The organism is Shewanella sp. S1-49-MNA-CIBAN-0167, from assembly GCF_040310145.1.
Classification (GTDB): Bacteria; Pseudomonadota; Gammaproteobacteria; order Enterobacterales; family Shewanellaceae; genus Shewanella; species Shewanella psychromarinicola.
Genome location: NZ_JBEOPO010000029.1, coordinates 18,148 through 33,001, shown reverse-complemented (window position 1 = coordinate 33,001; position 14,854 = coordinate 18,148). Strand labels below are relative to the sequence as shown.

Here is a 14,854-nt window from a genome sequence, read left to right as displayed (position 1 = left end):
ACAGTATGTTTAAACGGCAGTATGTTTAAACAACATTAGCATGACGTAATAACAAATCGTCACGCTATCGTAAATAATTTAAATGAAAAATATCGCCATGTTAATCTCTTTACACACTGCGGGTCGCCATAGCCGGTGAAATATTGGCGGCTTTGGTGGCGGGCACGATGACCGCCAGCGTGGTAACCATTAACAAACCCATGACCGATACGATAGGATACATTATCGGCACCATAGGTAAGCTGTACAGCTTCATCAATTGCTGACCCAGCACGAGCGACAACAGGCCGCCTATCACCCCGCCAACAATACAAATTAAATAGTTTTCGATCATAAAGTATTCAATGATGTCACGCTTATTAGCGCCTAGTGCACGACGAGTACCGATTTGTTTAGTGCGACGTTGAATATTAAACATCACCATGCCCGTTAATCCTAGCGCAGTAATAAGTAGCAGTAACACCACCATAATACTCAGTACCGTCGCCATTAGTCGGTGATTACCGTAGGTAATGGATCTTATCTCTGACAGCGTTTGAAAGTTATCAAACACGCGATTGGGGTTTTCAGCATGCAATGCTTTGCGGATCGCTTCTTCTAACGCGGGAATATGCTCAGGTAACGCTCGCACCATGTAAGACTTGTTGCTACCATTGCCACCAAAGTCGATATTTTGGATCACGCTATATTCAAAGTTTTCATGGTCAACCCAAGCACCTTGCAACTTATCCACCACGCCAATAATCGTCACAGCTTGCTCACCTTGATATAGGGTTTTACCCAGCGGTGACTCATCGCCCCAAAAGGCTTTGGCTAAGGGCTGTGACACTAACGCCAGCATGCCACTGTCATCTAAGTTGCTATTGATTTCGTCGGCAGTAAAATTACGCCCGGCAATTAACTTAGCCCCCATCACATCCAATAAATGTTCATTGCCCAAGTAAAAAGCAAATCCAGGGGTACTTTTAGCCGTATCTGGATTAGGGCCATCAACATAACGGTCCATCCAGCCACTGTCGCTTAAAGGCAACATATTGCTGGAACTGGCATCGATGACGTTCGGTAATGAACGCAAAATGAGTTGATCAACCTGATTTTGCTTCGCATTATCGATGGCGGGGTCAAAGTTATACACACTAAATGTGAGTATTTGATCTTCAGCATAACCAGACTCACGCTGCATTAACGACAAACGTTCGTTAATTATAAAGCTGGCATTGGCCACAATCGCAACAGAGAGAATAATCTGTAATAACAATAAAATAGGTGAACTTTTACTGCGCATTAAACTGGATAAAATCGGTTTAATATGTAACATGATGATGTCCTTATTGGGCTTTTAAATACACACTGGGTTTAGTGCGGCACACCACCCACGCAGGGTAAATACCAGCCAAAACCGCGGTAGAAATCGCTATTAACGGGGTGATAAACCACATACTGACATCAAGTCCTGTCACACTTTGGTCCATGTCAAAATAGCTGTGCAACGCCGTCAACGAGCCCCACGCCCACAACAACCCGACCACGCCACCGATAAAGCCAATCATGCCCACTTCGACCATGTACTGACTAAAAATCTGTCCACGACTGGCGCCAATGGCACGGCGAACGCCAACTTCTGGCGCACGCTTTAAAAATTTGGTCAGTAATAACCCGAGGATATTCACCAAGCACACACTTAAAAACAGTAAGCTTAATCCGACTAATATTTTGTTATCTTTAGGTACCACATTATTGTCTTCAAGCCATTTGTCGATATCACTGATTTGCACAGATTCTGCGGGGGTTTTAGCGGTGTCAGTAAAGCGGCCAATGGCTCGTTGCTGCTCGACATAACGCGTTAACCAGCCGAGATAGCTTTGCTTTTTCTCGTTGGTAGCCAGCTCGGTCCAAAATTGAATCCACACTTTTTCAGACACTAATCGATCCTTGTAAGTCAGCATAGGTTCAAATTTCCAACCACTGGTATTGCCCCACACATCAAATTCTTCTTGGCCAGTTAACGAGAAAGGAATAAATATTTCTTCCGCGTCATTAAATGCGCCATTGAGAGGATCGTAGTATTTGGGCTGTGGATTCCAGTCATCAATCACCCCGACGATTTGGTAAGGTTTACGGTTTAAAAATACCGTTTTACCCACACTGTTTTTACCTTCAAAAAAGCGTAAGTTTAATTTTTGACTAATCACCACTTGATAAGCAGGGCGTAAATCGACGCTAGCATCCCAGTAACTACCATATAAAAATGGCACCGAAAAAATTCGGAAAAAGTCCCTATCTGTCACTCGAACACCGTTCAACACTGGCTCAATTTTTAGGTTGTCAGACTGCAGGGCTAAGCCAGTACGGTAAGTCGCTGCCTTAAGGCTTAATCCATTGTTATTACGCAAATTAATCGCATCGGTATAAGTGATATTTGCCATTAACTCATCCCACGTATCCAACCCTTGGCTCCATAACTGCACCGAGTTAATCACCTCACTGCGATCGCCCGCCGGATTATAAGACATGGTTTTGTAGACATTGAGCGTGGTGATGGTAATGCCGATACCAATCGAAATCGCTAACACCATTAACATTGATAACATTGGCGTTTGTCTAATGCTTCGCCACGCTAAATCGCAATAATAAAAAAACATCAGTATTCCCCTTAGCGGTTACGAGTGCCGGTGGCAGCGTGTTGATACATCGAAAAATCACATACTTGACCATCAACAATCTGAATATTGCGCTGAGCGCGGCGGGCCAATTCTGGGTCATGGGTCACCATGATAATGGTGGTACCGTTTTGATTGATATTTTCCAGTAATTCCATCACTTGGCGTGCCATTAAGCTGTCTAGGTTCCCTGTGGGTTCGTCGGCGAGTAAAAACCGTGGCTCCCCCGCTAATGCACGCGCTATCGCGACGCGCTGTTGTTGCCCGCCAGACAATTGGGTCGGTAAATGCTTCATCCGCGCACCTAAGCCCACTTGTTCAAGAGCCGATTCAACGCGGCGCTTACGCTCGCTGGCATTCATACCGCGATAACGTAATGGTACTTCGACGTTTTCGGCTAAATTAAGATCGGTGATTAAATTAAAACCTTGAAAAATAAAGCCGATTTTTTCATTGCGCACTTTGGCACTTTTGTTATCGCTTAAATTAGACACATTAACGCCATCAAGACGATACTCGCCAGCAGTAAACCCTTCTAGCAGACCAGCAATATTCAAAAAGGTGGTTTTACCCGAACCAGACGGACCGGTAACCGCGACAAACTCGCCTTCGTTAACTTCAAGATTAAAATCGCGCAGGGCATGGGTTTCAACTAAATCAGTTTTGAACACTTTGCTGATGTTTTTCATGGATAACATAGTGACTTTCCTTGGTGAATTTGGGGTAACATCCCAGCGGCTATGGCTGCTAATGCAAGTGCTGCTAAACCAAATGCTGTTATGTTAATAAAAGGGCTAAAACTGTAGCTTAATGTGTGCAATTGAGCTGATATCAATATGTAAACTGACTATAGGGTTGTTATCCCACAGACGAGTCGATACCTGGCTGCTCATATCAATTAACTGCAAACTGACAGATAACCAGTCAGTATGATTATCAATACGATAAATAACGGCTATGGCCAAAAGAACCAGCGCGGCTAACGCAATAAATTGTCTACGTTGAGTGAATGTCATGGGATATCCTTACTCGATTAGTATTTGTAGTTATCGACTTACGCTGTCAGCTTAAGTTCTCGACCTGTTTATCAAATTAGTTATCGGATCTGAATCTTGGGTTCATGTTTAAAGGTTTCGGTGCCCGATATCACCCACACCTCACCTTCTTCACCCCCTTCAAGCACTTCAACTTGGCTCATACTGCGTGCGCCAAGCTTGACCGTTTTATGGCGGGCAACAGACTCACTCACTTGGTAGGCCATTTCACCGCCAAGATTGAGAAAATCACCGCGCTTTACCATCAACACATTGGGGCGATTTTCCAGTAATACTCGGGCAGATAAACGTTGGTTTTGGCGCAAAGATAAGGTGTTACTGTCGGCAAAACGCACTCTGGCAGTCACTTCACGGTTGCGTACTTCAGGTGATATTGACGACAATTGCCCTACCACATTGACGTTGCCAAAGCTCAGCTCAACATCCATACCCAGTCCCAACTCATCAGCATAAGACTCTGGCACAGCCAGTTCTGCTTCAAAGGCCGTTAAATCGACTACGGTTAACATCGGCTGGCTCGCGCCAATACGGGCCTTTTGCTCCACCAGCCAATTACCAATAATGCCGCTAACAGGGGCAATAATATTGAGGGCATTGGCTTGGCGGGTTAACTCACTCACTACCAGTGCTTGGCGTTGTACTTCAAGGGTACGGTTTTTAATTTCAAAACTGAGGGTGTCGCGCATCAACTCGACTTCTTGCTGGGCGTGCTTATGCAGTAATTTTGCTTTGTGTAAGTCATCTTTGCTTTTTTCAAAATCGATTTTGCTGATCAAACTCGACTCAATCAATTGATCGCCACGACGGCTTTCGCGATCAGCGGCTTCTAAATCCACTTTCGCCATGTCTAATATCTGGCTCACCCTAAGCTGCTCACGGCGAGCATCCAACTTAGACCGCTCTAAATTACCTTGCATACCTTCAAGTAATGACTGCTGCTGTTGCAGCTCACTTTGCAAACGCGGGCTTTCAATCTTGGCCACCACTTGTCCCTGCTCAACTTCATCGCCGGGCAGACTGAGTAACGTCACCACACCTTCTTCAGTGCTGTATAAAATCGGCGCGTTAGCCGCCACAATTTTACCTGTGGTGGCGATATCACGAACCAAGGTGCCACGGGTTAGCGTTGCTAAGCGTAAGTCAGCACCATCAACTGAACGCACTGAGCTGTCATGGCCTAAACTTGCCCACACCAATGCACTCATCAAAATAGCACCGCAGCCTATTATCAAGGGTAAGCGCAACTTATTGCCTAACTTCGGCGCGATAACGGTATCTTGGCTACTTGTGTCTTTAATCATCTCAGTTCCCCAGTCGGTGCTGACAACACACACCACTTCACGTATATACCAAGGTAAAGCACAAGCCATGCCAATAGTTATTTATTGTTATTTTTCATAATGATAAGAATTAAAAAAGATAGCCGAACAGCATAAAAGTGTCCGCGGACAGCTTTAAAACTGTCCGTTCAATAGAAAAGTGTCCGAGCGGACACTTTTTGTTTTATGGATATAGGGGGGTTATCTACTTCGCGAACAGAAACGATTGATGCCTGTAGGTAATATATTTAATAGTGATTAAATCATTTTTGGTCAAAAGTGTGTTTAAGATATGGCCTGCGGCCACTAACGCTTAAGATCGCAAGGTTCCACCCTGCACGGGCCAAAAGGGGATCAACAGCAATCCCCTCTTGGATCACCCCTCCCGTTCCGGCAACATTTTCGCTGTTTAACCAAACAACAGCAGCGAAAAAATTGCGACGGAAATTGATCCAGCTTTAAACTTCGTTTGTAACCTGCTTCAGCCCATCTTATTGTAAAGAGTGAAAATGCTAACGCTTCCGATGGGGCGTCCCTTCCCCTCGAAAGCTAGCTGGCCGTCCATGGCCAGCTCACGTCATTTTCTTCAACGGCCTCAAGTCCAGAGTTGAATTTAGGCATTTTCAATCAAGACTTCTAAGTAAATTATGGACAAAAGTGGGTTTAAGATATGGCCTACGGCCACTAACGTCGTGGCGCTTCACCCACACCAGACCAAGAGGAAACCAACGGCCGTTCCCTCTTGGAACTCCCAGCCGCCCCGCGACATTTTCAAACAGCGAAAAGGTCGCCACGGGGATTTATCCAGCTTTTAACTTCATCTGTAACCGTCTTCGGCCTTATTCGAAAATGCTATCGCTTCCGATGGTACATCCTGTACCGCGAAAGCTAAGCTCACATCCATGTGAGCTTCACGCTATTTTCTTCAACGGCCTCAAGTTCAGAGTTGAATTTAGACTTTTGCAAGCGTTACTAACTCGTTTATGTCGGATAAGCGACACCTGTTGCCAAGTGCCGCTCTCCTAAGAACCGTACGTGCAACTTTCACTGCATACGGCTCAAGCCTCCACTAAGGCGTACTATGTTACCCGGTAACCACAGGGGTTACCTTTGCAATACTCACTCGAAGCTTTGATACTTTCTGCTCCATGACTTTCCTGCAAGCAACAATGCCACCCATTTTTCTAGCTAATTAACTTAACCTCTTTCAACCTAGATGACGATAGCCTTCTATGACTAGCCAAATGGGAAGACAATAGATTTCATCAAAAAAATACGCTCGCAATGTTTAGACGCGGTCAATATAATAAATCCAACACAACATAAAAACCTGATATTAATCAAGTAGAAATTAAGTGGCAGGTTTTATAAATTAACGGTTAAGCGCACAGCCAACGCTGGCAGTTTGATGCACCTTGTCGTCGTTTTCTATCTAGATGCTCACAATATTCAGTTAATGCCGGTAACGCACCGACCGCACCTTTGAATAAATGACCAAATTCGGTGGTTATTTTTAACCAGTTTTCTGCGGGAATATTGAGTCTGTTTAGGATCTGTTGGCTACTTGAGCTAATAGCACCCCGCTTGTCTTCACGGATAATACGGCCGGTATCTTCTACAAGTACAATATAGTCTTCTACACGGAACATCAGTCCTTTAGGCATTCCTTGACGTTCATTACCAACAAAAGGCAGTAACTCTGCTGGTTGTTCACCTTTTATCGCTGAGTTTATTCGACGTTGAATGCTAGTGTAATCTGAGGTTTCGGGGGTTGTTGCCATTTTTGCGCGAATAGGGTTTAAATCGACATAGGCCATGCAAGCTAATACCGCAGCTTCATCTAATAACGCCTGGGATTTAAAACGTCCCTCCCAGAACCTGCCAGTGCATTTATCTTCTTTATTAGCCATTCTGGCAATCGGCTCACTCAAGGAACGCATAAACCAACTGATATCGACCAAGCGTTGTCGGTATTGAGTAATACAATCATTCACTGTTTTAAGCTCAAATTCGTTTAGGTCTTCACCTTTGATAAACTTTTGCGTTAACAATGTGCCCTTAAAGCCTTTGTGCCATTGAAAAAGTACGTCTTTATCTGACCAGTTTTTGGCTTTGTCTGCATCAACCTTAACCACAACATGCAAGTGGTTACTCATCACCGCATAGGCGCAGATATCAACTGCAAAAATGGTGGCAAGTTCAACAATGCGTGAATCAACCCACTCTCGTCGATGTTCGAAGTTTTCACCCGTCGTGTTATCAATACCGCATAGAAATGCTTTACGAACAACACGTGAACAGCAGTGATAATAGGGCGTGTCATCTAAACTGACTATTGTTTGTCTTGGTCTGGCCATCATTCATTACCTGCAAGTAAATAAAGATAACTAAAGACTAGACCAATGCTTAAATATTCGCCAATAATCATGGGTGACTTGGTCTTAACTAAAGACTAGACCAATGCTTAAATATTCGCCAATAATCATGGGTGGCTTGATCTTACTATCAACTCGTTTATGGACAGAAATGAGCTAGATTTCATGCTCTAGTCCACCAATACAGGATTAGTAAAACTAAGCTGAATGTCCAGTAGCAAAACGCCAGACCTGAACCTATTGTTTACGAATTGAAATTCCGTAACTGCTGAGTTCTGGCATCACCCAGTCGATGACTTTAATCATTTACTACTATCATATGAATTCGAGTTTATTGTGGAAATTACGGCAAACTAGAAAATTTATGATTTTATCAGATGAAGTATTAGGACAAAATGATTAAACCACCGAAAGCGTCAATACACTTTTTAAATTTTTCATTGTGATCGGTAGATAATAACTTACCATTAGGGTGCCTACTATAATCGATACTATTAATTCTTTGATCGGAATACTTCCCGTTATTGTATTCCTCTTTCTTCAAAGTTGAAGTCAATATAACCTGCTTTTCTAAATTTATATATTCACCAAGCATTCTCTCTTCTTTATAACTAGAAAGCTCACCATCTCTGAATGAATCAATGATTATTGGAAAATTGTGTTCTAGAATTTTATTAATCGCCATTACTCTACAGTAATAGTATTCTTGCTCGTCACTGCCTGAGTATACATTATTCGCTTTTGAGAATAGATCGTTGAAATGTAGGCGAGCATTTGGGTCTATTCCATCACGATAACGATTCATTGAATTAACAATAAGTTTTAAGTATTCCACACATTGATTTTTAGTGTCATTGAAACCTTTTTTAAGGCTGGTTTTTTGATTCTCTAGCTCTTGAATTGTTAATAATATTTCGTGTGCATCTGAATCGTATTGCTCTTCCGTACGAATGTTTTCACTAAACATTGCCAATTGAAATAAATCTGGCGGCGTGCTTTTTTCTAAATCTAACAACCTACTTTGCAGCGTGTTTATCTCATGACTAAATGACACGACAGCTTCATTTTTATCCGCTATATTCTCAGATATAGATTTCAATATTTCATTTCTAACCTCTATATTACTTACATCAAACTCAATACTCTTGTTTTTGAATACAATATTAGTTGAACCACAATCTGAACAAACAATTTCACCTAAATCCATATTTCGGTTCAATGAATTTAGCTCATTTGTGAGTGTAGTGAGTTTTTCTATTCTCACTGTCTCTCTGTTACGCTGCTTGCGTTTCTCATTTATCTCTTCAGCGAGTTGCTTTGCTTTAGTTCGAACTAAACGAGCATCTTCATGATCTGCTATCTTAGAGGTCAACAACGCAAGTGATGGTGTTTCAGACAGCATTGATAATTTTTTAACTAGAGATTTATATTGAACTTTAAGTTCACTAATTTTTAGTTTTGTTTCTAGTTCATCATCACTATCGAAGTTCGGTCTTTCAATCCCAGCTAACTGACATATCATAGATTTGAAGTCATCTTTCTTGAAGAAAGCATTACCAATAAGAGATGATGGGTTTCTTTTGTCTTGCCCGACAAAAAACATTTCATAAAAAGTCGTTAGATCGACCGTTACATCCATACCTTTTTTCTGTACTTTTGGTATAGTTCCAATCACGGTTGATAAAAATGTTCTAAGTTCAGATTCAGTATCGAATATTTTTAAAAGCCCCTCGCTTTTAACTACAAAAGTTGAACCTTTACGTACAAATTGATAATCGATTTCACCTATTCTAATCAATGAGTAAAATGTATATGATTTTTCATCAAACCCATCAGGGAAAATTGAGTTGTTACCTATAGTATAAAGAAGCCCCTGCATAACAAGAGTCTTACCACGATTATTATCGTCGCTGTAAATTACATTTACTTTCTCGCTAAGCCTATCCTCAAAAAAAGACTCTGCTTTATTACCAACACCAAAAACCTTAAAAATCATTATTCATTCCTTGAAGAACCAACGAGATCAAATATAATGTGGATACTTTATCCATATGTGGGGGCATATTTTTTACTTTTATCCGTAACTCATCGTATAAATCACAAACACAGTTAGATTCAGATGTTCTAACCATTTTTATAACTGCTTCAGATAGTCGCCAAAATTTCTTAGACGTTCCCTTATCGAATAATGTTCTACTGAGGTTAGAGTTGCAGTCTTGTATCGTATCTTTCAACGCATCTTTATTCTTTCCAAGCCCTTCATTAGTAACAACTGTCATAAAGTCAATAGGAATACCCCTCCCCTTAAAAATATCAGCGACCCCTATAATTCTGCTTATAATAAGAGAGTTTATTTGTGACTTAGTTATGTATCTTTCTAGCCTTAACACTTCACGAGGCTCTAAGATAGTCTCATTTTCAATCTCTGAATTTTTTAAAGCTGATTGCTTATCTCGTATTTCGTCAAAAATATTTCCATAAGTTAAATCATTTATTATTGTCTTTGATTTAAAATTAGAAAGTTCCTTAATATAATGACTGCAAGGATAGTCATCATTAAAAAACGTTACTTCATCTAAAAACTCTATGAACTTTATTTCATCAAGAGATTTATGATTCTTAATGATGACTTCTCGTAGCTTTTTTTCTATACGTTGTTGCGTTTTAGGCTTGATGTTGCTGTAGTCAAACGAACGTAAACTTGAGTCAAAAACATAGCTATGATTAAATGGCTTACTAAAAAGAACATAATCATGAAATTGAAATTTTGATACGAAGTTATCGAATAAGGTGTAAAGGCTATCTCCAATTCGCGATGGGTTGAATGTACTGTAGTTTTTACTTTGAACATCAAGCATTATCGTAAAGTTATCATTTACGCCAGTAACGTCGTTAAAGCAATCCACCACCACAATCTCTACCATATCACTATCTGGGCGCATTCCCATTAGATACAGCATCGATTTAGTTTCATATTCAGATGATTTTTTATTGGTAATTTCTGTGTTCTTAAAAGTGTACACAGTTGCTACTCCATTGATTAAATCAAACTTAGATTATCTACAACACCAAACTGCTCTAAACCCTATGCAAGCGCACTACCATACCAGTTCGTAGTGTTTTCAATCAATAGCGTAAGTCACTGTTTTCAATTTGTTTGATTTATCTCAATCACCGTGATTGTGTACGTAAAACTCTAATAGTAGCCCGTCATCTAAAAAAATCGGGACAAGCCTCGCCTTTTGCCAGTTCATTAAGTTATCTATGGCAAATTTAGTCGGCAGAGGCTTGAGCTCTAATGATGGCCAGCAAGAATTGGGGTAAAAACAAGTTGGTTTTTGATTTAAAAAGGGACAAATTCAACTCTGAACTTGAGGCCGTTGAAGAAAATAGCGTGAGCCTGACAGGACGTCAGGCTAGCTTTCGTTGGCCAAGGATGGCCTATCGGAAGCGTTAGCATTTTCGAATAAGGCTGAGGCAGAATACAAACAAAGTTAAAAGCTGGATTAATCCCCATGGCGACCTTTTCGCTGTTTGAAAATGTTGCGGGGCGGCTGGGCCAATTTTTGATAAAGAGTAAAGAGGGAACAGCCGTTGGTTTCCTCTTGGTCTGGTGTGGGCGAAGCGCCACGACGTTAGTGGCCGCAGGCCATAAGAAACAGTGCAAAACGCACCAGTTCAATAATCTACCTTCTTACCTTATCCAACGCCCCACAAACCGCATTAACGCCTTGAATCGCCCTTGGGGTGGCCCGATGAAGTAAATCGGCATCAAACTGGTAAATATGCTGATTTTTTACTGCGGGTAATTCAGGCCAATCGGCCCAGTTAATGCCTAATACATTGCCTTCATCTTGGCTTTGTAAAATTACTTCGGCTCCAGTTAATAACACATTCTCAATACTGATTTGCGGGTACTCACTAGCAGCGTCATAAAACACATTTTCACCGTGGCACACTTCAATAAGGTGTTGGATCCAACTGCCTTTTGCAACGGTCATTAGTGGTGTAGACCATAACTGATAAAACACTTTGACTGCAGGTTTGGCTTGGTTTTTTAGCCTGATTTGGGCTAGTTGTTGACGATAATCTGTCGCCACTTGCTGCGCTTGCACCTCGTTACCCGTCAGTTTACCGAGCGCTTCAAGATCAGTGGCCACATCGGCTAAGTTTTTAGGGTCGCTATTAAACAGGGTAAAGCCTAAATCACGCAACTGATTAATGTCGCCCTGTTTGTTGCCACTTTGCCAAACGATGATCAAATCTGGATTTAGCTCAATCACCCGCTCTATCTGAATACCATAATAGCCACCAATACGGGGAATATCTTTAGCCGCTGCGGGATAATCTGCATAATCAGTGGTGGCTAAAATTGACTCCCCAGCACCAATAGCAAACAGCATTTCAACCCCATGAGGTGACAAGGCAATAATCCGTTTGGCTGGTGGCTTTTGTTGTTGAGCTTGTACTGAAGTGAGTTCAGCCCCAGGTAAAATCAACGACACCGACAATAATCCAATGACAATGCTCAGCGATAAAAATAGACGCAACAAGATGTTTTCCTTAATACCTGATGTTAATTAAAAGCGACGAATCAAAAGTGGCTAATCAACCAGTTTATCGGGCCAGCCATAGTTATCAATGTATTTTACTAAGTTTTGAGGCCGGTAACGATCGTCATTTAACCAACGGGTTTTAACCGATTGATGGATCTGTATTAGCGAAAGCTCAGACTTAAGTGCGGGCTCAAGTACAGGGGCTACTTCACGGTAAAAACGCTTTTTGATCCGATAAAAACTGCGATACGAATCTTCAATATCAGCCATAGGGTTAGGCAACAATGTATCAGCTAAGTGCAATTCTACCGTTAAATCAAATGCCATTGCTTGGCTAATCATCCACTGCAATCCAATGTCCGACAAGGTACTACCGTCTGAATTGGGCGCAACACTACCACCAATATTACTGTGGGCGCCAGCAAACCACACTTGCTTGATATCAATGCCACTTCGGGGTTGCCAAAGTGTCGGTTCAAAGTCGCTGCGATGTTCATCAAGCGCCAGCGCGTGGCGCGCCACCTTTACATTACGGCCAAGTTTAGTGTCGTAAAACTCATCTTTGTCTTCAAACAGGCCTAAAAAAGACACCGGGATCCCCATGGCTCCGACTGTGTCCCACACGCCAACAAACGCCACATCACGTGATGGATGAGAATGCTGCTGACGAAACTGCAGCGAACGTTCACCATCTGGAGCGAAGGGTTTAGTTTTCATTTTATAGTGGTCAAAGGCTTGCTGGATAAGCTTGGCATCTGGCCGAGTAACAATACCGCAATTGTTAATTAGGCCACACAAACAACGCACTGTATAAGCACCTCGGCTAAACCCAAACAAATATATTTGGTCACCAGGGGAATAGTTTTGCACTATGTAGCGGTAAGCATCCATAATATTTTTATGCAGCCCTCGCCCCGTCGCGCCGCCAATCATCGAGTCATAGTAGGAACCAATCCCCCAATCGTAAAACACCTGCTGGGGCACACCATCATCGGCAATAGGCTTTATCGCTCTGGCGAGTTTAAGCACATTAGTGGCGTGATCTTTTTCAAGATCTTTTTCTGGCCGATTCCAGGTGCCATCGGCACAAATAATAATTCGTTTGTTCATATCAATCCCTGACGCTCCAGTGTAAATAATCCCATAAAGCATAATAGACTAAATGCCTATTTTCACCATCGTCAAAATAACCAATACTCGAAAGCTCACTTAATCTATTCGAGTAACTGACCATGCTAACAGCAGAACAAAGTGTATTAATGATTGTGGACGTACAAGGTAAGCTCGCCCAAGTTATGCAGCAATCGGCCCCGCTACACCAAAAACTTGCGATATTAATTCAAGGTGCACAACTATTTGATATCCCCATTATTTGGTTAGAACAATTACCCGATAAATTAGGCCATACTAGCGAAGAACTCTCACAATTGTTGTCGCAAACCACACAACCCATAGCTAAAAAGCATTTTAGTGGCTGGCACTGTGAAGAAGTAAAACAACAACTTAACTCATTAAAACGTCACAACGTGATCCTAGCCGGTATTGAAACCCATGTTTGCGTTTACCAAACCTGCCAAGACTTATTGGCTAACGACTATCAAGTGCATCTTGTCGCCGATGCGGTGTCATCTCGGGGTACAGACAATAAAGTACTTGGAGTGCAAATGATGCTCAATGATGGCGCTAAACTTACCAATGTCGAATCACTGCTATTTGAACTACAGCATGTTGCCCAAGGTGATCGCTTTAAGGCCTTACTGAAATTGATAAAGTAGCCATAGGTTGCCAGTGTGGGTATGATGTTAAAATAAATATAACAATAACATCATACTGCTATGCACCCATTTGATCGGCCCATTATTATTTTATCCGCGCCCCGTTCTGGCAGTACCCTGTTGTTCGAGGTGTTATCAAAAAGCCAGTCAATATTCACTATTGGTGGGGAGAGCCATGCGCTGATTGAAACCATTCCCAAACTGAATGTTGCCTACCGTCAATTTAGTTCTAATGCCTTAACGGAACAGGATATTGATGCCGATTTACGTCAGCAATTATTGCACCGTTTTAGCGATGCGCTGCAAGATAACCAAGGCCATAAGCCCGAAAAAAATAGCGATGCGAGTATTCGTTTTTTAGAGAAAACCCCCAAGAATAGCTTACGAGTCGATTTTTTTAATGCGCTATTTCCTGACGCCTTGTTTATCTACCTCGTCAGAGAACCCAAAGAAAATATTAGCAGTATTATGCAAGCTTGGCGGTCGAATAAGTTTGTCACTTACCCTAACTTACCGGGGTGGGATAAACACAATTGGTCGCTACTGCTTCCAGAAAAATGGCAACAGTTAAATCAGCAACCATTGCAGGCTATCGCCGCATTTCAATGGCAAGCGGCTAATGAAGCTATTATGGATTCATTGCAAAAGATCGACAGCAATCGCTGGTGCATGGTGTCTTATGATCAATTAATTGCCAACCCTGCGAAAACCGTTAAGCAACTCTGTCAATTTACCGGTACGGATTTCGACCCAGCTTTAGCGCAATTATGCAGTAAGCCATTAGCGCATTCTCGCTACACCATATCGACACCCAAACCCAATAAGTGGCTCGAAAACTATCATGACATTGCCAAAATTTGGCCGAGTACTTCTACGACACTGAACAAAATCAATCATCATTTACACGAACGCGGTCATCCAATATATGACACTCAATGGCAGCAACACGACATTGCTGAGCCAACCGTGCCATTAGCAAAACCGCAAGCCGCACCATTAACAAAGCCATTAACAAAAGTCCCTATCTATAATAATGTGGCTCGTAACAGTCCCTGCCCTTGTGGGTCTGGCAAACGATTTAAACAATGCCATGGTGCGTTAAGCTAAACAGCAG

The 14,854-nt window shown here is 42.0% G+C and carries 12 protein-coding genes; 2 read left to right on the top strand and 10 right to left on the bottom strand.

The features are described 5' to 3' along the window. Window positions 1–109 precede the first annotated feature (109 nt). From AAEZ00_RS14075 to AAEZ00_RS14030, 10 genes are all read right to left on the bottom strand, one after another. Entirely contained in the window at window positions 110–1,318 is a 1,209-nt protein-coding gene (locus AAEZ00_RS14075) for an FtsX-like permease family protein (protein WP_351088836.1), read from the bottom strand. A gap of 10 nt (window positions 1,319–1,328) precedes the next feature. Continuing rightward, the gene (locus tag AAEZ00_RS14070) at window positions 1,329–2,642 is read right to left on the bottom strand and encodes an ABC transporter permease (protein WP_351088834.1); all 1,314 of its coding nucleotides are present in this window, start codon (window positions 2,640–2,642) and stop codon (window positions 1,329–1,331) included. 11 nt (window positions 2,643–2,653) lie between these two features. Further along, a complete protein-coding gene (locus AAEZ00_RS14065; RefSeq protein WP_124014018.1) occupies window positions 2,654–3,358 on the bottom strand; it encodes an ABC transporter ATP-binding protein in 705 nt (234 codons plus the stop codon). A 96-nt stretch (window positions 3,359–3,454) separates the two neighbouring features. Beyond that, a complete protein-coding gene (locus AAEZ00_RS14060) occupies window positions 3,455–3,676 on the bottom strand; it encodes a hypothetical protein (RefSeq protein WP_101032596.1) in 222 nt (73 codons plus the stop codon). Between the two features lie 80 nt (window positions 3,677–3,756). After that, on the bottom strand, window positions 3,757–5,016 hold the full coding sequence (locus AAEZ00_RS14055) for an efflux RND transporter periplasmic adaptor subunit (protein ID WP_351088876.1): 1,260 nt from the start codon (window positions 5,014–5,016) through the stop codon (window positions 3,757–3,759). Between the two features lie 1,397 nt (window positions 5,017–6,413). Continuing rightward, a complete protein-coding gene (locus tag AAEZ00_RS14050; protein ID WP_351088874.1) occupies window positions 6,414–7,391 on the bottom strand; it encodes a transposase in 978 nt (325 codons plus the stop codon). A gap of 403 nt (window positions 7,392–7,794) precedes the next feature. Beyond that, window positions 7,795–9,405 (bottom strand): hypothetical protein, encoded by a 1,611-nt coding sequence (locus AAEZ00_RS14045; RefSeq protein WP_351088832.1) that lies wholly within the window; start codon window positions 9,403–9,405, stop codon window positions 7,795–7,797. Next, complete coding sequence (locus tag AAEZ00_RS14040) at window positions 9,395–10,432, bottom strand: hypothetical protein (RefSeq protein WP_351088830.1); 1,038 nt, start codon at window positions 10,430–10,432, stop codon at window positions 9,395–9,397. Before AAEZ00_RS14040 ends, AAEZ00_RS14045 begins: the two co-directional genes overlap by 11 nt. A gap of 663 nt (window positions 10,433–11,095) precedes the next feature. Beyond that, the gene (locus tag AAEZ00_RS14035) at window positions 11,096–11,914 is read right to left on the bottom strand and encodes a cobalamin-binding protein (protein ID WP_502959331.1); all 819 of its coding nucleotides are present in this window, start codon (window positions 11,912–11,914) and stop codon (window positions 11,096–11,098) included. Window positions 11,915–12,013: 99 nt separating this feature from the next. Then, window positions 12,014–13,075 carry a T6SS phospholipase effector Tle1-like catalytic domain-containing protein gene (locus AAEZ00_RS14030; protein WP_351078033.1) on the bottom strand — a complete coding sequence of 354 codons (1,062 nt, stop codon included), beginning with the start codon at window positions 13,073–13,075 and terminating at the stop codon, window positions 12,014–12,016. Between the two features lie 122 nt (window positions 13,076–13,197). Between AAEZ00_RS14030 and AAEZ00_RS14025 the strand changes: the two genes are divergently transcribed. Beyond that, window positions 13,198–13,740, top strand: coding sequence for a hydrolase (locus AAEZ00_RS14025; RefSeq protein WP_124013701.1), 543 nt, complete (start codon window positions 13,198–13,200; stop codon window positions 13,738–13,740). A 60-nt stretch (window positions 13,741–13,800) separates the two neighbouring features. Beyond that, a complete protein-coding gene (locus tag AAEZ00_RS14020) occupies window positions 13,801–14,847 on the top strand; it encodes a sulfotransferase family protein (protein WP_351088828.1) in 1,047 nt (348 codons plus the stop codon). Window positions 14,848–14,854 lie beyond the last annotated feature (7 nt).

What these genes read in the sequence shown, in the direction of transcription:
- AAEZ00_RS14060 (WP_101032596.1), bottom strand. Translation starts at nt 3,676, where the DNA reads ATGACATTCACTCAACGTAGACAATTTATTGCGTTAGCCGCGCTGGTT.
- AAEZ00_RS14020 (WP_351088828.1), top strand. Translation starts at nt 13,801, where the DNA reads ATGCACCCATTTGATCGGCCCATTATTATTTTATCCGCGCCCCGTTCT.
- AAEZ00_RS14075 (WP_351088836.1), bottom strand. Translation starts at nt 1,318, where the DNA reads ATGTTACATATTAAACCGATTTTATCCAGTTTAATGCGCAGTAAAAGT.
- AAEZ00_RS14065 (WP_124014018.1), bottom strand. Translation starts at nt 3,358, where the DNA reads ATGTTATCCATGAAAAACATCAGCAAAGTGTTCAAAACTGATTTAGTT.
- AAEZ00_RS14045 (WP_351088832.1), bottom strand. Translation starts at nt 9,405, where the DNA reads ATGATTTTTAAGGTTTTTGGTGTTGGTAATAAAGCAGAGTCTTTTTTT.
- AAEZ00_RS14050 (WP_351088874.1), bottom strand. Translation starts at nt 7,391, where the DNA reads ATGGCCAGACCAAGACAAACAATAGTCAGTTTAGATGACACGCCCTAT.
- AAEZ00_RS14030 (WP_351078033.1), bottom strand. Translation starts at nt 13,075, where the DNA reads ATGAACAAACGAATTATTATTTGTGCCGATGGCACCTGGAATCGGCCA.
- AAEZ00_RS14055 (WP_351088876.1), bottom strand. Translation starts at nt 5,016, where the DNA reads ATGATTAAAGACACAAGTAGCCAAGATACCGTTATCGCGCCGAAGTTA.
- AAEZ00_RS14070 (WP_351088834.1), bottom strand. Translation starts at nt 2,642, where the DNA reads ATGTTTTTTTATTATTGCGATTTAGCGTGGCGAAGCATTAGACAAACG.
- AAEZ00_RS14025 (WP_124013701.1), top strand. Translation starts at nt 13,198, where the DNA reads ATGCTAACAGCAGAACAAAGTGTATTAATGATTGTGGACGTACAAGGT.